At 67.9% G+C, this 20,100-nt stretch carries 20 protein-coding genes; 10 read left to right on the top strand and 10 right to left on the bottom strand.

Annotated elements, in window-relative coordinates; genetic code table 11:
* Positions 1–77 precede the first annotated feature (77 nt).
* Positions 78–644: a hypothetical protein gene (locus AB0I94_RS36090; RefSeq protein ID WP_363314001.1), complete on the bottom strand. Its 567-nt coding sequence runs from the start codon at positions 642–644 to the stop codon at positions 78–80.
* 466 nt (positions 645–1,110) lie between these two features.
* Between AB0I94_RS36090 and AB0I94_RS36085 the strand changes: the two genes are divergently transcribed.
* Positions 1,111–1,635, top strand: a complete 525-nt coding sequence (locus tag AB0I94_RS36085; RefSeq protein ID WP_363314000.1) for a hypothetical protein — start codon at positions 1,111–1,113, stop codon at positions 1,633–1,635.
* A 400-nt stretch (positions 1,636–2,035) separates the two neighbouring features.
* The gene (locus AB0I94_RS36080; protein ID WP_363313999.1) at positions 2,036–2,938 is read left to right on the top strand and encodes a DUF4231 domain-containing protein; all 903 of its coding nucleotides are present in this window, start codon (positions 2,036–2,038) and stop codon (positions 2,936–2,938) included.
* A gap of 48 nt (positions 2,939–2,986) precedes the next feature.
* Here the strand turns inward: AB0I94_RS36080 and AB0I94_RS36075 are convergent, their stop codons facing one another.
* Both AB0I94_RS36075 and AB0I94_RS36070 read right to left on the bottom strand, forming a co-directional pair.
* Complete coding sequence (locus tag AB0I94_RS36075; RefSeq protein WP_363313998.1) at positions 2,987–4,552, bottom strand: hypothetical protein; 1,566 nt, start codon at positions 4,550–4,552, stop codon at positions 2,987–2,989.
* Between the two features lie 139 nt (positions 4,553–4,691).
* On the bottom strand, positions 4,692–5,312 hold the full coding sequence (locus tag AB0I94_RS36070) for a restriction endonuclease (protein WP_363313997.1): 621 nt from the start codon (positions 5,310–5,312) through the stop codon (positions 4,692–4,694).
* A 1,335-nt stretch (positions 5,313–6,647) separates the two neighbouring features.
* Between AB0I94_RS36070 and AB0I94_RS36065 the strand changes: the two genes are divergently transcribed.
* The 4 genes from AB0I94_RS36065 (at position 6,648) to tcmP (ending at position 9,667) form a co-directional block, all read left to right on the top strand.
* Positions 6,648–6,842, top strand: coding sequence for a hypothetical protein (locus AB0I94_RS36065; protein ID WP_363313996.1), 195 nt, complete (start codon positions 6,648–6,650; stop codon positions 6,840–6,842).
* Positions 6,839–7,393, top strand: a complete 555-nt coding sequence (locus tag AB0I94_RS36060; RefSeq protein ID WP_363313995.1) for a sigma-70 family RNA polymerase sigma factor — start codon at positions 6,839–6,841, stop codon at positions 7,391–7,393. Before AB0I94_RS36065 ends, AB0I94_RS36060 begins: the two co-directional genes overlap by 4 nt.
* Entirely contained in the window at positions 7,393–8,103 is a 711-nt protein-coding gene (locus tag AB0I94_RS36055) for a hypothetical protein (RefSeq protein WP_363313994.1), read from the top strand. The genes AB0I94_RS36060 and AB0I94_RS36055 overlap by 1 nt, the downstream gene beginning before the upstream one ends.
* Before the next feature lie 385 nt (positions 8,104–8,488).
* Entirely contained in the window at positions 8,489–9,667 is a 1,179-nt protein-coding gene (gene tcmP / locus AB0I94_RS36050) for a three-Cys-motif partner protein TcmP (protein WP_363313993.1), read from the top strand.
* 30 nt (positions 9,668–9,697) lie between these two features.
* On the opposite strand, the gene AB0I94_RS36045 is transcribed toward tcmP, so the two are convergent.
* The 4 genes from AB0I94_RS36045 to AB0I94_RS36030 all read right to left on the bottom strand — a co-directional run bounded on the left by AB0I94_RS36045 (position 9,698) and on the right by AB0I94_RS36030 (position 13,957).
* Entirely contained in the window at positions 9,698–10,444 is a 747-nt protein-coding gene (locus AB0I94_RS36045) for a phage Gp37/Gp68 family protein (protein ID WP_363313992.1), read from the bottom strand.
* A 274-nt stretch (positions 10,445–10,718) separates the two neighbouring features.
* Positions 10,719–12,209, bottom strand: coding sequence for a transcriptional regulator (locus AB0I94_RS36040; RefSeq protein WP_363313991.1), 1,491 nt, complete (start codon positions 12,207–12,209; stop codon positions 10,719–10,721).
* 978 nt (positions 12,210–13,187) lie between these two features.
* Entirely contained in the window at positions 13,188–13,454 is a 267-nt protein-coding gene (locus AB0I94_RS36035; protein WP_363313990.1) for a helix-turn-helix transcriptional regulator, read from the bottom strand.
* Between the two features lie 110 nt (positions 13,455–13,564).
* Entirely contained in the window at positions 13,565–13,957 is a 393-nt protein-coding gene (locus tag AB0I94_RS36030) for a hypothetical protein (RefSeq protein ID WP_363313989.1), read from the bottom strand.
* A 257-nt stretch (positions 13,958–14,214) separates the two neighbouring features.
* On the opposite strand from AB0I94_RS36030, the gene AB0I94_RS36025 reads away from it, so the two are divergent.
* Both AB0I94_RS36025 and AB0I94_RS36020 read left to right on the top strand, forming a co-directional pair.
* Complete coding sequence (locus AB0I94_RS36025) at positions 14,215–14,859, top strand: HAD family hydrolase (RefSeq protein WP_363313988.1); 645 nt, start codon at positions 14,215–14,217, stop codon at positions 14,857–14,859.
* A 4-nt stretch (positions 14,860–14,863) separates the two neighbouring features.
* Positions 14,864–15,703 (top strand): DUF1932 domain-containing protein, encoded by an 840-nt coding sequence (locus AB0I94_RS36020; RefSeq protein WP_363313986.1) that lies wholly within the window; start codon positions 14,864–14,866, stop codon positions 15,701–15,703.
* Between the two features lie 7 nt (positions 15,704–15,710).
* On the opposite strand, the gene AB0I94_RS36015 is transcribed toward AB0I94_RS36020, so the two are convergent.
* The 3 genes from AB0I94_RS36015 to AB0I94_RS36005 all read right to left on the bottom strand — a co-directional run bounded on the left by AB0I94_RS36015 (position 15,711) and on the right by AB0I94_RS36005 (position 18,248).
* Complete coding sequence (locus AB0I94_RS36015; protein ID WP_363313985.1) at positions 15,711–16,280, bottom strand: guanylate kinase; 570 nt, start codon at positions 16,278–16,280, stop codon at positions 15,711–15,713.
* Positions 16,277–17,314, bottom strand: a complete 1,038-nt coding sequence (locus AB0I94_RS36010; protein ID WP_363313984.1) for an AAA family ATPase — start codon at positions 17,312–17,314, stop codon at positions 16,277–16,279. The genes AB0I94_RS36015 and AB0I94_RS36010 overlap by 4 nt, the downstream gene beginning before the upstream one ends.
* A 181-nt stretch (positions 17,315–17,495) precedes the next feature.
* Positions 17,496–18,248, bottom strand: coding sequence for a GntR family transcriptional regulator (locus AB0I94_RS36005; RefSeq protein ID WP_363313983.1), 753 nt, complete (start codon positions 18,246–18,248; stop codon positions 17,496–17,498).
* A 263-nt stretch (positions 18,249–18,511) separates the two neighbouring features.
* Here AB0I94_RS36005 and AB0I94_RS36000 point away from each other — a divergent pair, with 263 nt between their 5' ends.
* Positions 18,512–18,892 carry a hypothetical protein gene (locus AB0I94_RS36000; protein WP_363313982.1) on the top strand — a complete coding sequence of 127 codons (381 nt, stop codon included), beginning with the start codon at positions 18,512–18,514 and terminating at the stop codon, positions 18,890–18,892.
* 956 nt (positions 18,893–19,848) lie between these two features.
* Positions 19,849–20,055 (top strand): hypothetical protein, encoded by a 207-nt coding sequence (locus tag AB0I94_RS35995; RefSeq protein ID WP_363313981.1) that lies wholly within the window; start codon positions 19,849–19,851, stop codon positions 20,053–20,055.
* Positions 20,056–20,100 lie beyond the last annotated feature (45 nt).

Here is a 20,100-nt window from a genome sequence, read left to right as displayed (position 1 = left end):
GGCGCCGGTGATCTCGGTCTGTCCGTCGGAGGAAGTGACGGCAGCCTGGTTCAAGGCCGGCATCGCCGGATTCGGCACTAGGTCACGCCGTCGGCGTCCAGTGCCTGCCGGGCGGCTTCTACGAACGCCTCCAGGCCTTCCGCGAGTGAATTGAGTTCTTCGCTGCATTGCTCGATCAGCGCCTCCCGGGGGATTGCTTGGAGTTCTGGGGGACCTCCGGGCATGGAGGCCAGACTCCTCAGCCGGTCGCTGAAGTCGCACATGGTTTCGATCAGGTATTCGGTGCTGACTGCGACATCGAGGGGGCCTTCAACCATGACGCGAGCACGGGCCCGGAGCGTCTTGGTGATCTCCTCAAGTGCGGCGCGGACCTTCTCCGGGGTGTAGTCCCCAGAGCGGTTCATCGAGCTGATTAGATTGCCGACGGTCTGGGTCTGGGTGATGAGTTCGGCATACGCCTGGCTTCGCGGCTCTCGACGCTCTCGGGCGTGCTCAAAAAGCCGCTGATGATCTGCCTGAATGTGCTGCGCGATGATCTGCTGCTGTACGTTCCGGGCTCCCAGCCAACCGCTGGCCAGGGCCGCTAATCCGGTCCCAACTGCCCCAACTGCCGCGCCGAGTACGGCGGCTACACCTGCGTCCATCGAACGAGTCTCCACCGATGTGGGTGCCGTCGGACAGACGGCCTTTGTACCGGCTGCCCCCGACCAGGAGCCGGCGTTGAGGAGCTGGCTGATCATCCCGCTGACACGGCCTCAACGCCCGTGGCAGGGTGCGGTGATCGGATCGGTAGACGGAGGGGGCTTCCGTGGAAGCACGGATGTGGGATGGCTTGATCGGCGTCGCGAAGGAGACGTACACCGCCTCGCTGGGCGAGGGGGTCGTGCCGCGCCCGCTCAGAAGCTGTGTCACATCTCTTCGTGCAGGTCACGGGCATGATCTGGGACGGTGATCCTGGTTGCCGTTCGGTTTGGCGTCGATGGACGGACGGCAGCCGCCTGACCCTCGCGTGTGTCGGACGAGGTGGGCTGGCGAACACGGCCGCCACCGTGATCGGATCGTGTGCCAGACCCGATCCCGAGCAGCATTAGCTATGAAGGAGGCTCCGACGTGTCCGCTCCCTGGGACGCCATCGTGACCACCGGCATCGGTGCCGCCGCTACCGTCGCTGGCATCCTGGTGGGCGGGGTCGTCGGCCGCCGCAATCAGAACCAGCAATGGCTGCGAGATACCCAGGCAGCGGCATACGCGGCATACCTTCGGGAGTTCACCGCGATCGAGATCGAGCTGCGGGAGGCATACCTCGACGACCGCTCCAACACCGCCGACTGGGCCCCGTTCAACGCCGCACTGACGTCGCTCAGCCTGGTTGCCACGCCAGAGGCCGCCGACGCCGCCAGCGAATTGACGGAGGCCGTTGGACGCCTCGCCCTCATGGTTGCCGACCAAGGCCCGAAGGACCGCGAAGAGCTCCGACAGATCAGGTCCGACCTTGCCTCCCGGCAGGTCTCTTTCGTGAACGCGGCCCGCCGCTCCCTCGACGCCTCGCAGCAGCCTCTCGGGCATCAGCTGGGTGGGCCGCCGCCCTGGCGCGAGATCGAGCCCTACGCGCCCACGCCACGTTCCGGAGAGTGAGACGGGCTTCCCGGCGCCGACGACCGAGTGCAACGGTCTCATGGTTGGCTCTGCAACCAACTGGGGGTGCGGAGCACTAGTGGAAATCCAAAGAGCCTCAATACCTGCCGTCCGGCCGTCCGTCCATCGACGCCAAACCGAACGGCAACCAGGATCACCGTCCCAGATCATGCCCGTGCCCTGCGCAAAGAGATGTGACACAGCTTCTCATGATGCCGCTGGTGCGCGGCGAGCTGGTGCCGCGATCCAGGCCGCGGTGAACTTCTCCTTCACCCCGATCGAGCTGGACCACCCCGACCCGTTCGGCGTCACCGTCGTGCTGATGGAAGAGGACGGCTACGGCATCAGCCTGACCGAAGCGTTCGCCCGCTGAGCCTGCGCAGACGAGAGGACCGAAGCCGTGGCCCGCAGTCTTGACGACGATGCGCCTCGCCGAATCAACGACGCCGGTGATCATCTGAGTGCCGAACAACGGCAGGCCGAAGCCGATGAACAAGCCTCACTGAGCAAGCTGCGGCACAGCGTGAGGCAGACGGAGCGGGACCTGGTGCGGCGAAGGAGGAGGGTTCGCGCGATGGTCCTGGCCCTGACCGTCGCCAGCGGCGCCGTCCTGATAGGCCTGCTGTGGACTGTGCTGACATGGGGCTCCCCCTCCAGATTCCTCCGGGTCGACATCACCTGCGGAGTGCTGGCGCTGGTCTCCGGCGTCATGGCCTGGGTCACCGCGCCTCCCCGCGGCCATCTGAGCCTGGCCGCCTTGGAGGACATGCTCGAGACGAACCGTGAGGCCCTCCGGTTTTTCAACGCGCTCACCCACCCAACGCTGAAGGAGCGCCGCAGCCTCTACCGCGAGGATGTGGTCGGGGTGATCGAGCAGCACCGGACGGACAGCCGCAAGTATCGGCTCATCCACAACCTGCTGCAGAACCTCATCATGATCGGGGCTGCGTCCACGACCACCGTCGCAGCCCTGGACACCCGCAACCAGTTCACATGGCAGAACATCACGATCGTCGCCATCGGCTTCACCGTCACGCTGGCAGCCGCCTTCACCGGCTACTACAAATACCGCGAGCGCAGCTATTTCCTGCTCCAGACCGCCGACGCCATCGAGGAAGAAGCCAACGCCTTCACCCTTGGCGTCGGCCCCTACAGCGACTTCGACGCCGACCAGGACCAGCAGGCACTGAAGCTGTTCACCCAGCGGGTCGAAGAGCACCGCAACGAGCAGCGGCGCCGCCAGCAGCAGTTGGACCAGCCTGCCGACCAGGCCGCGCCCGCTGGTCAGCCCCCGGCGGCCTGACCGCGGCTTCAGCCTCGACGGGGCGGCGCTGTGACTGACCAAGAAGACTCACGACTGTTCAGCGGATGATGGGCGGAGCTTTCGCTGGCGAGTGAACTCTTGGGCCAGTTCAACACGTGAGCGGTGCGGGCCTCCAGAGGTGGTACACCTCTGCTCGGCTTCCTGGCCGCAGTCGGGGCAGGTCACCTCGTACACCCGCCACGGACGACGCGTCTGTTGCTGTTCTCTGCGCTTGTCGATGATCGGCTGCAGTCTCTCGTCGTGAGGCACCCGTCGCACCTCACTGGGCATGTTGTCGACAGCACACTGTTGGCCGATGCCCGCCTCACAGCGCGGGCAGCTCTTCTCCAGCCACCTCTTCCGGGCAACTTGCCGATGAAGCTGCGGATGCCTCTTTTCTTCCGCAGCTTGGCCAGCGCCTGCTGTGCGACGCATGCGCTCCCTCCAGGCAACGACCTTCGCCTGACGGCGCCTCCCGATACTGCCGGCCTCGCTCGCTGCCCGAAACAGCTCGCGGACCTTGATGCGCAGGACGTCCGGGTCCGGGTCGGCGGGAAGCTGGTCGAGGTCGTAGAGGAGAGTGTTCAGGCGCTCGCTCCGGGCCGCCGCGACGGCGGCGAGGTAGTCGGCGGCCGCAGCAATCACGCGGCTCTCCTCCTCGGAACCATCGTCCTGGGCGGCGGCCCTGGCCTGCCGCAACAGCTTCTTGACCATCCTGACCCGCTGCTCGGTCACTGCCTTCTCCAGGCCGGCGAACAGTTCCTGACGGGCGGTGACTTCCTTCTGCAGCCAGAGGAGTCCAGAGCGTACGGCGGCATCCAGTTGCTCCTGGACTCGCGGGCTCACGCCGGTGAGTCCCGGGATCTTGCGGCACACTGAGTCCGCCAGGGCGATGGATCCGATGCGTCGGGCGTAGAGCAGCCTGCGCAACAGCTCCTGCGCCCGGGTGTCCTGTGCCGTGCCCGTCTTCTTGCCCGGCGTCCACGTCGCAGGCGACGGCGCGCTGCGGGCCTGGATGATCCGCTGGACCGCCGGCGTCGACAAACCGTGACTGGTGACCTCGCAGTCTTCGAGGGCGAACCACTCAGTGGGCCGGGCGAAGGCCTCGGTGCCGATACGCACCAGCCGGTTGGTGCCGTCGTTGTCGAGGCGGATCCGGTGCACGTACCAGCGGCGGATCAGGGTGTCGCGGTCTACGGGAACGGTCAGTCCCAACACGGGCTCGATGCCGTTGTCCCATTCCGGGGGAACCGTGTGGTCCAGGTGCACGCGCAGGGCTCCCCGCGGCCACCGGACGTCGACGACGGAGCCGAGCGGCGCGCCGCCGGGGCGGGCGTAGTCGAAGTGGGCCTCTTCGCCACGGTCACCGAGCCAGGCTGCGGCCGCCGACTTCACGTACAGGTGGTCCGCGCTGTTCACGCCGCGGGCATGGCGGCCGCAAATGTGCGGCAGCCCGTCGGGGTCCGCGTGGTGTGCGAAGTGGCAGACCCGGTCGGTGTAGAGCTTGGTCGTCAACTGGCCGCCGCAGCCGCCCAACAGCAGACCACACCAGAACGTGTGGTGCTCGTGCCGGTGGCGAAAAGCGTCCAGCTCGATCGCCTCCAAAGGCAGCATTAGCGGCTCCTCCGAGTCCGCGCTGCCCAGCACTGCGGTCTGGATCTGCCGCCTGTCACGATGCAAAAGGGTCCCCCTCCGCCCTGCTTCAACTCAGCTTGTCACCAGCGGAGTGCAGCAGCCAGATCGCGTCCTCCCGTTAGGCGAAGGGGTGGCGCGCGGTGCCGCCGCCGCTTCCGCTCAGTGGGATCAGGGTCTCCAGGTGAGCGCCCTTGACCCAGGAGCCCAGCAGGTCGCGGTGCAGGGCCACTATGTTCTGGCGCACAGCCTGCCCGAGGGCGGCCTTGGTGAACGAGCGGCAGGTGGTGACGAACAGGGCGACATCCGCGCCGTGCTCGAGGCGGGCGGTGCCGACGAACTTCTGCATGTCCTGCGAGGACACGCTGCGGTGCGGCGCGTACTTCTTGCACTGGACCACGAGCTTGCGTCCATCGGCGAGATAGCCGATGACGTCGGCGCCCAGGTCGCCGCTCTTGCCGCTGACGACGACCTTCTTACAACCGTCCCGTCGGCACAGGTCGGCGACGTAGGTCTCGAAATCCTGCCAGGACAGCGCGTCGACTTCTGCCATCGACAGCTCCCGCGCCTTTGCCTCATCGTTGGCCCGCCACTGCTGGTCCTGCCTGACCGCGATCCGGTGCGCGCGCCACACTCCCCACCCAGCACCGCCCACCGCCGCGAGGGCAAGCACCGCCACCAGGACCGGCCACACTGCCGACCAGTTCCCCGCCACCCACACCGTGACGACCACTGTCGCCACCGCGCCCCACCCCTGTAACTGCCTTCGAGTGCGCTTTTCCATCCGCCGGCGCCGTCGTCGTGCTGCCATCACTCCCCCGCCCCCTCATGCCCGTGATCCGCAGTGTGAAAGGCCTGCTCGCCCCCAGCAAGAGGGCCTGGCTCCTGCACGGCCCGCCATCATCACTGGTCCTGGAACCGGATCGGGTACGAAACCGTCGGCCGCGGCAACGGCTTTGAGTCCTCTTGCCTTTCGAAGTGCACCGGGTACGTGTGCGCGGGCCGTGGCGCCGGCTCCGAACCTCCGCTGCCGGTTGCGCCGCTCGTCTGGCCGTAGCCTGCAACCGCGATCCCCAGCAGGACCAGAATCGACAAGTCCCGTCGCGCGCCTGGCGCCCACCGGAAGTACCGGCGCACCCTCGTCCCCCCGCGCTCGTGCTCCTCCACCCACGGCATTTCGCGTTCCCCCGCCCCAACTTGTCATCCCTGGACGTCTGTTGGGACGAGGACACCATCTGGGACTGACAACCCAGCGGGAGGGGAGAGCCGAAAGCAGCGGGATCCAGCCGCTGACGCCTCCCCCTGGGGCGCAGCAGCATTCGGCGACCAGGCTCTTCGCGTGCAGCAGCGACATGGAACCAGCCGAATGGGCCGACCTTGGGGGGTCCGGGGGCCAGTTCCGCAGACCGGGCAGTGCGTGCTCTGCCCCTCGTGGAGACAGACGATGTGATCGACGTGCCGGCGGATGTGGCACAGGGCGGTGCCGGATACCGCGCTTGTTTGCGTGTTGCTGTCGAACCTGGCGTGATAGGCCCGCTAGCGCGACGCCCGGGAGCCATCTGGGCGATGCACACGGGCGTGAGCCTCCTGGCGTAGGCGAAATGCCCTGCCCAGGCCCGCTTTACGCCCCTGAATCGGAGGAGAGTGACGGTAGGTCGTACCTGGCCGCGACGGCTCCCCCATGGCTGGTACGACGACCGGGGCGTCGGCGCCGCGGGAATGAGTCGACGCCTCGGAGCTCTCGTGGCTCTGGGATGTGCCGCCCGCGTTACTGCGGGCGCTGCCGAAGAGTTCAGGTACTCCGTCACCGCCGAGACCACCCCCGCTGATCGCAGAAGGCGTGGCGTTGGGGTGGCGCACCCGGGCGTGAACTCTCAACTCTCGTGTGATGTAGGCCACTTGAATTTGTGTTTGGGCAGCTCACTGTGGCTGCGGGTGACCACTTGGACACTCAGCGAACAAATTTCTGGCCCCAGCGCTTAACTCTGAGGGGTCCCCCAAACGGTCTAGGGGTGCAACTGACCAACCCCGGCGCGCAAAGGAGCGCCCCGGGACAACACATGTAAGGAGGGAGTCCGTGAGGCATCCCGAGTCCCGGCACACGCTGCGTCCCAGCGCCTGCCGGCTGACCGCCGCGGACACGCACGCCACCCGGCTGCGGGCCCGCCCCGCCTCGCAGGCTCACGCGGACCCCCACACCGCCGTGCGCCCCATCAATGGCCACCGAGACCTTTGCCCGCTCGGGGGCCGCATCCGCCTGGAGGCCAGGTGAACGGCCCCCACGAGCTGGCCGAGCCTGAGGACCAGCCCATGCGCGGCCGCGGCTATGAAGACTTCATCCGCGACCACATGCCCGAGTTCATGCGCATCGCCGTCCAGCGACTGCGCAACCTCCATGACGCCGACGACGCCGTCATGGAGGCCGTGCTCCAGATACACGCCAAGTGGCCGCGCGTGGAAGCGCACGCCAACCCGTCGGCCCTGGCCAAGCGCATGGTCCACAACGCTGCAGTGGACTTCTACCGCAAGCGCAGCCGGCACGACGCCCGCCACACGACGATCGTCGACCGGGCCATCGACGCCGACACCCTTATGGAAATGCGCGGTTACGCACCCCTCGACGACGCCTGGGCCGTCCTTGCGGAGCGTGCGCCGCGCCAGGCCGAGTGCATCCGCCAGCGCTACTACGAGGGCAAGACGAACACCGAGATCGCCACCGACCTGAACATCGCACCCAACTCCGTCGCCACCAACATCCACCTGGGTCTCAAGACCCTCCACACGCTCATGAACCTCACCTCGGGGGACAAGGGGGACAACTGATGATCGAGGACGTCCTGCGCGCCGAAGCGCAGGTGCTTCACGACATGGTCAGCACACACGACACTGAGGACTTCATTCGCCGCCTTAAGCAGCGCATCGAGACCACTCCGCCACGCACCGCCCGGGTCCAGAACAGCTCCTACCGGCCTGCCCCGACCCCCGCTCGCAGCGCGCCCCCCACCCAGAACGGAGCAGCACCCCCGCCCCGCGCGACACGGCGCGTCCGGCGCCGGCGTCCCACCCCGATCGTGACCAGCGACCCACAAGTCCAGGCAAGTGCCGTACTGGACTACGTCCGCAGGCTGTGCACCACGCTCCTGCGCGCCAACGACTTCACTTCCCTGATCGCGGCCTTCGACCAGACCTACGACGCTGCCGGCGCCCGCACCTTCGCCTGCCTGCAGTACACCCGCAGCCGCAACGAAACCGCCCTGTACTGGTGGCGCTTCGCCGCAGGCAGCGGCGACCCCCTCGCCGCTCATCTCCTCGCCGCCCACCACTCCGCCCACGGCAGCGTCAGCGACGCCCGCAGCTGGCACGCCTTCTCCCGCTACCTCGGCTACAGCCCGCGCCGCGACCTGCCCGCACCACTCGCGCTGAAGGCCGAAGTCCCCCTGCCACCGCCACTGTGTCCCGCCCCGCTCACCGACACCGACCTGCAGCAGTTCGACCTCCAGGACCGCCTGCCCCGTCACCTCCTCTACCACTGACCACCGTTGACCAGGAGCCAACGTCATGCACCCCTCCGAACCCGCCGACCGCATTCCCCGCACCCCATTACGCCGATGGCTGCGCGCTCAACAACGCCCCGCAGCTGCACACTTCCTGCGCGGCCTCGCCTACGGCACCGGCACCTTCGCCGCCAGCCTCGCCGTCATCTGGTTACAGAGGTAAGGCCGCCCTGTCCGGACGCCAAAGGGACGGAGCGCTCGAACAGCTATGCCCTGCAACCGTAGACGGGAGCGCTGAAGTCCCACCCGGCACAGCCGCATCGACAGCGGGGCGGGTGGCGTAATGGGCCTCTTGTCGGACGGTGGCCGGTGGCTGACTATGCGTTTTGGACGGTTAGTTGAGCCGTGACGAAGTGGGGGGCCCATGTCGACGGGAACCAGCGCGGATTTCTGGCAGGACAAGGCGCTCCCCAGCGTCTTCAAGCACGAGCTGCTAAAGCGCTACGTGCCCCAGTTCGGTGGCATGACAGGAACTCAGTCCCACGACAAACGTGTCGTCTATCTGGACGGCTACGCAGGCGAGGGTCGATACGAAAACGGTCTGCCCGCCTCAGCAGAGATCGCCCTTCGCGTCGCCTCCCACTTCCGTGCCCGTCATGGAATCACGCTGGAGTGCTTCTTCACCGAGGCTCAGCAGCGGTCGTTCGAGAAGCTGGACCAGGTGGTGGAGCACTACCGCAAAGGCGGCGTGGTCGCCCACGCCCGCCGTGGCGAGGTCGACACCGTCCTTGACGCTGTCATACAGCGGGCAGCGCGCGAGCCGCTCTTCCTCTTCCTGGACCCGTGCGGGCTGGTCCTGCCGCAAGACCGGCTCGTGGATGTGCTGGCACGGCAGCGGCCCCAGAAGCGGCCGGCGACCGAGCTGCTCATGAACTTCTCCATGATGGCCGTCTGGCGCCTGGGAGGACACGTCCGCTCACCCAAAGGCAACGAGAGGTCGCTGCAGCGCTTCGACGACGTATGCGGCGGGACCTGGTGGCGGGAACACTTCGCCGACGCCGCCGCCCCTACCGCGACGGAGGGCGCAGCCGAGGACGCGATCGAAGCCGTAGCCGCTGAGTACTCGCGTCTGCTGGCGCAGCGCACCGGCATGTTCGTGCAGTCGGTGCCGGTCTCACACGCTCCCCACAAACGCGCCGTCTACCGGCTGGTGTTCGCCACCCGCAGTCAGTACGGCCTGTGGGTGTTCGGCGACACGGTCGCCCGCGCACGGGACGAGTGGTGGAAGACGCTGGACGCACGCGAGGAAAGCGGAGGGATGCTGCCGTTGTGGCCGATGCGCCCGGATCCGGACGAAGTCGCGGCCCTCGCCATCCCGAAGATCGCAGAGAACCTGGGGAAGCTGCTGCTGCGCACCCGCAGTCCCGTCAAAGTCGTGGACCACACACTCGAAATCTTCGGCGACTTCTACGGCCAGGTGACCGAGCCGGTGGTACGCAAGGCCGTGCGTCTCCTGCACGAGCAGGGCAGGACGCCAAGCAACGGTGTCGGCGTGAAGAGGACCCGGGAGATCACCGTCCATCCCGGCAGTCTGGCCGCGTGATGAACCGGGTGCGGCGCCGGCCGCACCCGGTCATACGGCCGCCGGCAAAGGCATTTGATCCCAGGTACGGCCGCCCAGCTCGCGGCCGCCCGCCTTCGGCGTACGGCCACCCCACTGCTTGAAGAAGAACGCCACCTGCGCTTCCTGACAGGTATCGCGGATCTGCGCCACCCACGCTTCGTCCAACGGCCGGTGTCCCGGCCCTGACTCGCCCCCCGCGATGACCCAGTCGATCGCCGACAGTTCGAGTCCGTCTAGGGGCCCCAGCAGCGGCTCACACGACAAGAACTTCACCGCCGCCGGCACTTGCCGAAGATCGTCCACGCGCGGCAGTTCCTTCGCGCTCTCCACCGAGACGCCCATCCACAGATTCGCCGGCCATTCCAGCCGGTCGGCGACCTGCCGCAGGCGCCGCGCCCGCTTGGTCAGGACCTGGTAGGTGTGCTGCGGCGTATCAGCGATCACCTCGAAGACGCGGCGCACGTAGTCGAGCGGGACACGGGCATGGAACAGATCGCTCATGGAATTCACAAAGACGGTGCGCGGGCTCTTCCATCCGTAGGGCACGCCCAGCGCATCCGGGTGCAGCGCCAGCCCGAAGCCAGGTCCCGACGTCCGCGGATCACCATCGGCCTGGTATTTCGGCGACCCCATGGCCTTCAGACGCTTCGCCAGCGCCAGCGCATAGCAGTTGTCACAACCATCGGAAACGCGGTCACATCCCGTTGTCGGGTTCCACGTCGCCTCGGTCCACTCGATCGAACTGCGATCACTCACGGCCGGCCCTCCATCCCCTCGAACCGAGCCCGTCCATCGATGGCGCCAATACGGCTCGCTGTATGCCCAACGAACCGTCACACCACCAGACACAGGCATCCAACCATCCAGCGGCCAGGCAGACTTCACTACCCCCCGGACATCGAACGTGAGTTCCAGCCCTGGCGGAAGCGGGCGAACGGAAATCGGTCACCAGCTCGTCTCGTCGGCGAGCCAATCCGCGTGGCCAGATGTGGCGGTGCGTCGTGTTTGCTCATTGACGTGCCCTTCGGTGTCATGGGCGTCCCATGGTCGTGAGCGAGCTGAGGGAGGCCGCCTCGAGCTGGTCGGCGCGGGCCACCATGCGCTCGCCGAAGACGCGCAGCGCCATCTCCGGGTCCAGCAAGCGGATCAGCCTGGTCTCGCCGCCCATCAGCTCGCCTGCGGCGGTGGCGCGCAGCTCGGCAAGCTCCTGCTCGCCCGGCTCCTGCCCGAGGTCCCGGTCGTCGGCGACGTCGCCGTTGTCCTGACGGCGGCCGCCGGTGGCCGCGTCCCTGACCTGCGCGAAGGCCCCTTCCACCTCGCGGCGGACCGCGGGGCTGGCCGGGGGTTCCCAGTCGCCCTCGTACCGCTCGGTGCGGGCGCGGACCTGTTGGATGCGGTGACGGCGGGCCTCCTCCTGGGCGCCGCGCCACTGCTCCACCGCGCCGGCCCGCTTCTCCGGGGTGTCGAGGGCCGTCTCCGCCCCGGTGAGCAGCACGGCGAGCAGACCCGAGCCCCGGCGCACCCTGGCCGCCTCGCCGCGCAGGTGCAGCCATCCGCGGACGTCGGTCACGGTCCATCCGGCATCGGCGACGTTCCGGGCCACCCAGGCGATCCGGGGCACCGAGCAGCCGCGCAGCCAGTCCAGCTCCTGGGTGAGCTCGCGGGCCAGTTGGAAGCGGCGCCCGACGACGTTGAGCTTGCGGCGACCGCTGGCCTTCGCCTTGGACTTCTTCGGGGTGGGGGACTTGCGGGCCCCGCTTGCGAGCTTGCTCTCAGAGGGGAAGGAAGTAGTACCCGCAGAGGAAGACCCAGAGGAACCTACCTGCATTGGGGTGCAACGGGTCTCACCAGAAATAGGCGCAACAAGCCTCTGCTCAGGGCCATTTACCGGAGCCTTCGGCGGCCTCTTCGAGCGCGGCCTGCGCACCTTCCGTGATGCCTTCCTCGCCAGCTTCGCCATCAACGCCCGGCCGCTCTCCGCGAGTCCGGACGCTGCCCGCGTGTACGCCGGAGCGTCCTGATCACGCTGCACGGTGCGGATCCCCAGCGCGGCGTCGAACTCCACCGGGATCATCCGTGCGAACTCGCTGGCTTGCGCCGGACCGCCGGACACCCGGGTGCCCTTGACGATCCACACGAGCAGTCCGGCCTCCCGCAGCATCCCCAAGTGGTACTCCACTGACCGTTCCGACAGCCCGGTACGGCGCACCAGGTAGTCGATGCCCGGACGGCACGGGAACAGCTTCGCGAGCTCCTGGGCGACGCGCACCGTCGTCGGCCCGAACGACCGCGGCCCGTGCGAGCGGTGGCGGCGCGGCCGGTACAGCCCGGACCCGGCGACCCAATGGACCGCCTGCATCCAGGAGTAGCCCTCGCCCGCGATGCGGCCCGCCGACGTCGACAGCCACTGCGAGGCCTCCGCCACGAACAGCTCGGGCAGCACGACGGCCGCATCGGCGTCGTCGGCCGACGGGCGCGGCGCGGGCAGCATCACGGCGGCCGGCGCCGCCAGGGCACTCAACGGCCCCCCGCCCCGGCGAGAGCGGCGCGAGCCGAACCGCCAGTGACCGTCTTGGGCCGTGTCCGAGAGGCGTACGCGCACAAGCGGACACTCTTCTGAGCAGCCGAAACAGCCGATGCGTGATGCATCTGCCGACCCTGCACCAGGTGGCCTGTGGACAGATCGGTGGAACCCGCAGCAGGCACGAACGGTCCCGCCAGGTGGTGAACAACTCGCTCACGCGTCCCGTAGGACGGGCCGGGCCCGACGGCCGTCAGCACCGCGACGTCGGGTTCCCACGCCGCGACGCGGAGTTCCAATGAAACGCGGGGGTCCGCCCGGACTGTGATCAAGAAGTGATCGGCACTAAGTGCGTGAAAAACGCAAAAAGGCTGAGAACGGACGGAGGTCAGGACCAGGCGAGTCGGGCGTACCGGGTTGAAACGGGCAAAGTTCAGCTTTTCTTGCGCCAGAACATCGGGCACTATGACGAGGACACCAACTTCCATAAGCAAGCTGACACAGTCCGCAGCGCGGAACGGTCGGCACGTGGACGGGAGTGGTGGGCCCACTTCGTGAGAAGCGGGTGACACCGATCGGGTGGGAGGTTCTCCTCTCTGTTCGGTGGTGCTGAATTGCGAAGCCCCTGTGGTGGGGGCCCGCGGTTTGGTGAGCGCAGCTGGCGCTGCCTCGGCTGTGGTGGCCGTGGTTAGTGGCCGGGTTGTGGTTGTGGTTGTGCGATTGCGTAGTTGTGCGGTTGTGCAGATGGCCCTGATAAGGGGCCGATGGAAATGAGCGGCCTGATAAGCCGCAGCTCAGGACCGGCGGAAACCGGGATCAGAGCGGCCGACCGGGTGGTTAAGCCGGTCGGTAGACGGGCCGCGCGAGGCCGGCGGGTGGTTAATCCGCTTCTTGGCGCGCGTGGCCGATGGCCACTAGGTCATCCCGACCCCCTCGATTCCGAAGGTGGAGTCGGCATGCCCGAGAGCGGACACGCGATCAGTTCTCATCCGGTGCCTCCTGAGCAGCTGCCGGATACTTCTCGGCCAGTCGGCGAAGGAAGTGCGCGTACCTGAGGCGATTGCCGCGATGGGGCTTGGTGAGCCCTGCCTCCCACCGCGCGACAGCGACGCGCTGGACGCCGATGGCCTCCGCGACTTCCGCTTGAGTGAGACCAGCCTCTACCCGCAGATGCTGCCGGGTACGAGGCGACGGGAGAGTGTCGTCATCCACCAGAGCATCAACTCGACGCAGCGGATCCGACATTGCTGCCTCCATCGTAAAGAACAGTTCCGGAAAAGATACACGAAGTGATCTCTGAAACGGAACGCGACTCGGAGGGGAACATGTGCCTCGGCCGGTGCGGGTCAGCACGATCACTCCTCCTCCCCGTACAACGACCACTGGCTGGTCCGGGCACCCAGATGCTCCGGAGGCCGCGCGCGCGTCGGATCGACGGCGCTGACTTGGACCATCCGCTCGGGACATCCCAGGCAAGGAGCCTCAAGGACAGCGATGTACCGGTTGTCGTGCGAGACCCCCTCGGAGATCAGCACCGGCGTACCAAGAGCGGCGTGCGCGCACAGATCCGGGTCCTTGATCTCCCAGCCGTGCTGGCCGGGGTGCCCCTCGTAGAGCCCACAGGGGTAGGTGTCGACCGCGTGAGGAGCGCCGGACTCAACCGGGCACATGGCCTGTGTCAGCAACTCGTGCCGGGTTTCATCCCAGCGCAGCCACCAGTTGGTGTGGTCCTCCTGGAACGAAGCCACCTCGCTGTGGTGCAGGACGCCATCATGGCAATTCGACAATTCGCACCACTGCTCCCGTGCGAAGCCATCGATCCCGGATGCGGTGTACCGAGGGTCCACACGTCGGAGAAGCTCGGCTTGCTTCGCAGTGAGTTCAGTCCTTCCGGCGCAGTGAACGAACCTCTCCGCCATCAGCAATCCCTCCCGCCAACGCCGCACATGCCCGACCGGAGCACCCCGTGGACAGCGGTAGGCCGTGCCTCGGTAGTGTCCAGCTCATGCCGCTTGCGCTCTTCGACCTGGACAACACACTCGTTGCTCGGCAGAGCGCGCTCACCGACGCCATCTCCAGGCTGTGCCGCACGCACGGTTTCGATGCCTCCATTGAGCAGCAGCTGCGCACCGCACTCGCCGACCGCGCGAACGTCGAAGATTTCGCCCGCCTGCGAGAAGCCTTCGGCTTGGAAATCTCGGCCGCGGACCTGTGGCAGGAGTACGTCGCCTTCATGGCGGCCGCGTCCACGTGCCGACCGGTGGTGCTCAAGGCACTGGCGCGGCTGCGAGCAGCCGCGTGGACGATCGGCATCGTCACCAACGGCGCCTCCGACATCCAGCGCGCCAAGCTGGCCGCGACCGGCCTCACCGCTTTGGTGCACGGCGTTGCGGTCTCCGGTGACCTGGAGATCCGTAAGCCGGCCCGGCGCCTGTTCGAACTCGCCGCCGCCCGCTGCGGCGTCAGCCTTACCGACGGCGGCTGGATGATCGGCGACAACCCGGGCGGCGACATCGGCGGCGGCCACCAGGCAGGCCTGCACACCATCTGGCTGCGCGGCCGCCCCTGGCCCGAGGGCCTCCCTGCCGCGCACCACGTCGTCGATGACGTCGTCGACGCCATCGCCATCCTGCTCAACGAGACGGAGTAGCACTGTGGACCAGCCGGCCGTCGGCATCCTCCACCCCGGCAGCATGGGCGCCGCCGTCGCGGCCTGCGCCGCGGGCAACGCGTCTGAGACCTTGTGGTGCAAAGCCGGGCGCAGTCCCGCATCCGCGGCGCGCGCCGACCAGTTCGGCCTGACGCCGGTGGCCACGCTGGCCGAACTGCTGGACCGCAGCGACATCGTCATCAGCCTCTGCCCGCCAGCCGCAGCAGAGGACCTCGCCCGAGACGTCGCCGGGCACCGCTTCACCGGCGTGTACGTGGAAGCAAACGCCATCAACCCCGAGCGTGCGCAGCGGATCGCCTCATGCTTCGGACCGGACGCGACCGTCGTGGACGGCGGCGTCATCGGCTCCCCGCCCGTGCGCGGCAAGACCCCGACCCTGTACCTGTCCGGCCCGCACGCCGCGACCCAGAGGATCGAGACGCTCTTCGCAGGCACTGCCGTCCGGACGGCAGTGCTGGGCACGGAGATCGGAAAGGCATCCGCGCTGAAGCTGGCATACGCCAGCTTCCAGAAGACGTCGCGAGTCCTGGTGGCGCTCGCAGTCGGCATGGCGCACGAACACGGCGTCGACCAGGAGCTCATCGAGGTCGCCTCACGGCGCTCCGACTCATATCTCGCCGAACCGGAGTACGTCGCCAAGACGGCTTCGCGCGCCTGGCGCTGGGGCCCGGAGCTGGAGGAAGCCGCCGACGCACTCGCGGCCGCCGGCCTCCCACCGGAGATGCTGCGCGCGGCCGCATCCACGCTGGCACGGTGGAACGACGTCAAAGACGACTGCGAGCTCACGCTCACCGACGCCCTCAACCGGCTCGCCCAGTCGTAGCCAGCGCTCATGCCGTCCCTGCTCCGGCCTGCCGCATCAGCAGCTGGTCGATGAGCCGTGCCACATCCTGCGGTGCTGCCGTTGTGGTGTCCACGGTCAGGTCCCAGGTGACGTCCGGGTGCGAGTCCAGATCCTCGCGGGTCGCATCCCACGCCGTCAGGCGCGCCATGGTGTCGGGGTCCCCCCGCCCCGCGGACCGCTGAGCTGTCACCTCACGCGAGCACCACAACAGCACGACCGACCAGTCGGCCGGGTAGCCGTCGACCAGCACCCGAATGCCGTCGACCTGCCCCAGGTGCACCACAGGCACACCGGCCTCGAACGCGTCGTCCAGGCCCGGCCGGTCGATAACGTAGGTATTGCCGTACCGGCAGTTCGCGTAGACGACAGAGCCCGCGGCCTCGAGGTCGTGCAGCTGCTCCGCTGTGCCCATCCGGTAGCCCGCGCTCTTACCTGTCCCGACCTTGAGCCGCGCGAACTGCGCGTACCGGGGGTCCAGACCGGCGAGCGCCGCGGTGACGGTGTCCTTGCCCGACGCGGGCGGGCCATACAGGACAACACCCTGCTTCCGGCTCACGCGTACACCGCCCCCATCGCATGCCGGGCCTGATCGGCCAGGGACACCGCAGCGCCCATCCGGTTGTCGACGACTAGGTGCGGCATCGCCGGGCGCAGCTCGAGGTCGATCGTGGCTACGTACTCCTCCCACCGCTGGAGCTTCCAGGCGTCCCGAGCCGCGCTCCGGAAGGTTATGTACTCGTGCATCGACTCCTCATCGCAGCGCACCCAGACCGGGAAGACGTCGACACCCATGGACGCGGCGCGGTTGGACAGGCGCTGCATCCAGGCCTCATCCGTCATCTCTGCGACGAAGGGCGCGGACAGGACGGTGCTGATCCCGCACCGGATGTTGGCCATGGCCGACTGCATGAGGCAGTCGTACTCCACCGGGCGGACCTTCTCTCGGTAGAGATCGGTGTGCCTGTCGTTTGCATCCCCGCCCAATGCCACCAGCAGCTTCTCCACGAGCGGCCGGGTCAGCGGGTCCTTGTCGAGCAGCGGCCAGCCGGTGAGCTGGACGAAGAAGCGCGCCAACTCGGTCTTCCCGCTGCCGGCGAAGCCGCCGACCAGGATCAGGACGGGCCGATGGGGGTCGCCGCCGGTGTGCCGACGCTTCCAGGCATCGATGATGCGCTGCTGCAGGGAGAAATGGTCGGCGTCCCCACTACCCGGAGCGATCCGGTGGACCGCGCGTTCCACGGCCAGGACCTGCGAGCCGTTGAGGCGGTCATCCACCGGGGTGAGCTTGAAGCTGCTCTCCTCACCCGGCAACGCCGTGCGGAATCCCAAGTCCGGCTCGGTCGCCCGGTACAGGAGGCAGTAGGCGCGGCGGTAGTGCGGGCCCGGGTAGACCTCGCCCTGCTCGTGCTGCCACAGGGTCTGAGGGTTGGCGGCCGGGATGCCCTTGAGCTTGGCCTGCTCGGCCATCTCACGTAGGCGCTCGCCGGCCTTCTCCAAGGTCAGGCCGTGAGCCTCCCGCTGCTCGCGCAGCCGGTCCGGTCGCCACCCCGCCCGATGCTTCCCCACCCTGTGCCCCTCCGTGATCGCCATGCCCGCGAGCCTAGGACGCGGGCCCCAAATCCCATGTGTACGTGGATGTTGAAAACCCGTGAATGGAAGTGCGTACGGGCTTCGACAAGCCTCTGTGATGTTCCGTTTCCGCTGACGCCGGTGTGATTGACCCCACAAGACGAACCGTCAGAGGGAGCCTGCTGTGGGCGAGTTGAAGATCTTAGGCATCGAATGCGTACTCCAAGACGTACGCGGCGCTGTCCATGGTCATCTCGTTGACCTCGACTGCACGAAGGTCTGCGTCGAAGGCGGTGCGGCAAAGCTTGATAACGGGCCGTCCCAGTGGCATCCCAAGCCCTTCGGCCTCTTGGGCTGTGGGGAGTCGGGAGCGGATCTCCTCGCGGAAGTGAGCAGGTCCGTGGCCCAGTTCAGCAAGGCGGGCGTACGTACCGCCATCACCAGTGTCGACGCGCATGATCGCGGTTCCCTCGACCAAGTCGAGCGGCAGGTAGGAGGTGGCGAGCATTACCTGCCGATCCTCAAGCGCGAAACGGCGGGACCGTACACATACCAGGTCAGTTTCGTTCACTTCGAGCATGCCGGCGATGTGCGCCGGGGCAGGCAAGGTGTCGACACGGACACCAATCGTCGCCGGTCGTTCCTCGTCCGCGGACCAGATGGATTTGCCTGCACCCCACTGTGCGCGAGCGAGCCGTTGGATGCCGTGACGCCGGATCGGGCGGAACTCGATCACCCGAGCCCCGGCACCCTTCTTCGTCTCCACCAGTCCCTCGATGCGGAGGATCTTCAGGGCCTGGCGGGCCGTGAGTCCAGCAACGTCGTACTGAGTTGCGAGCGCGTTCTCCCCTGGGAGGCGATCACCGGGGCCGTACTCGCCGGACTCGATTGCCGCCTTCAGGTCGTCCGCAATCCGCTGGTACTTGGGTCGCCGCGCGCCCGTCTCACTCGCCATACATCTCCTTACCTCGTTAACGATCCTACGGCTGCCAGTTACCGAGGGGCTGACGTGGGCGCCTTGATCCGTTTGGAAGTTCGCCAGAGCGTACCTCGTTAACGTACTTCTTGACATCGTTAACGAGCTTCGCTCTACTGAAGGCAGTGCCGAACCTCGCTAACGAGGTAAGTGCAGAAGCGCCGAAGAGGTGCTGCTTCGCCATGCCCTACCGCGCTCGGGATGCCTCCCGAACTCGCTGCTACCGAGAGGAGCACCACCCCATGAACGTCACCCGCCGCCCCGCCGCCAGCCTCGCCACCGAGTCCTTCGACGCTGAGACGCTCGCGCTCCTGGAGGCGGTCGAGGTGCCGCTCCCCCCTTTCGCCGACCTCGACTTGGACGTCGCGTTCGGCACGCCGCTGGAGATGTACGAGGCCGGCCTCCTCCCTCACGAGCAGCTGGATGGCCTGGACATCACCGCGGCCGTCGCCGTGATCGAGGCCCGCGAGAACCGGATGCTCGCCGCCCGCGACATCGCCGCCACCGACCCGAGGGCTACCGAGCTGGTGCGCGAGCGCCTGGTCGACGTGCTCCTCCCCTACGCCCCGCAGCTGCGCATCACGCCGGCGGCCACCGCGGCGCCTCTGCCGCTCGCGGCCTGACCACAGCCTCCCGGCTCTGACGGTTCCCATCGTCGCCACCTCGGTGGCGGCGGTCGAAGCGGCCAGATCCACCGACCGCCTAGCTCCCGGAAAAGCCGCACCAGCACCACGCAGCCGGACCGGGGAGTGCTTGTCCCTTGAGAACCGAAGACGCTACGCCGGGTGACGACTACCGCCCCTGACCAGGCAACTGGCCGGGTGTTGCGGCAAGGGTGACCGGACTCCAGTCCTTGCGGGGCTGTCGGATGCGTCAGAAGGGCCGACCGGAGCCACGAATCCGGTCACCGTGAACGGCGGCGCGAGGCGGGGAAGCGAGAGCGACTCTTCTTCGTGCCACGGAGCGGCAGCAAGGCAGACCATGTCTGTTTCGGCTGCCGCGTGGGCCGAGCGATCACCCTCCCCCGCAGAACCTTGCGGCGGTAGCGCGACGACAACCCCCAGCCGGTAAGCGGCACATCGCACGACCCGGCGGGTGAGCCAGTGGTCGCGGGCACGCCACCTCCCGGACGAAAGGTGGCCAGCGCGGAAGGCAGAAGGCCGCGCACCGCAACACCCCAAGCACTTCGCAGCCCCGCGCTGCCCAGTCGCCCGCCGCCCGGACTTCGGGTCGGTCGGTGGGCGGTGGAGAGCGCGGTGGACGCCCGCTCTACCAACCGCGACAGCCGATGAAGCGCGGCGCCGCCCGCCACCAGGACCGCGCCGCTGCCTGACCCAACTCCCTCCGTAAGGAGGCGACATGAGGTTCATCTACCTGCTCGGCATGTCCAGCCCGTTCATCGTCATCACCGCGGTGCTCCTGGCCCGCTGACCCGACCCGCATCCTGCGTTGCCCAGTCGCCACCGGCCCGCCCCGCGCGGCGCGGTGGCGGTGGAGAGCGAAGGAGCCCGCATCCCCGCTCTGTTCGGCCCTCGCGGCTGGAGAGCACTTCCCCGACTCCCCGTCCTTGGAGGACCTCGTGATCTCTCTGCCTCTCTTCCTGCTCGCCGGTTTCGGCACCTGGCTGTTCTGGCGCTCCCAGATTCAGGCGGGCGTCCTGATCGCCGCGCTCGTGTGCGGCTACGCCCTGGCGACGTCGCCGCTCGCGAACGCGATCGACGGCATCGGCACCGGCATCGGCGCCGCGATCTCCAACGCCAACAACAGCACTGCAAGCAGCAAGTGACCGTGTGCCGCTTGCCCGTGGCTCCGCACCGGCAAGTGCGGGGCC

The sequence above is a fragment of the Streptomyces sp. NPDC050147 genome, from assembly GCF_040660195.1.
Classification (GTDB): domain Bacteria; phylum Actinomycetota; class Actinomycetes; order Streptomycetales; family Streptomycetaceae; genus Streptomyces.
This window is presented reverse-complemented; position numbering and strand designations above follow the sequence as displayed.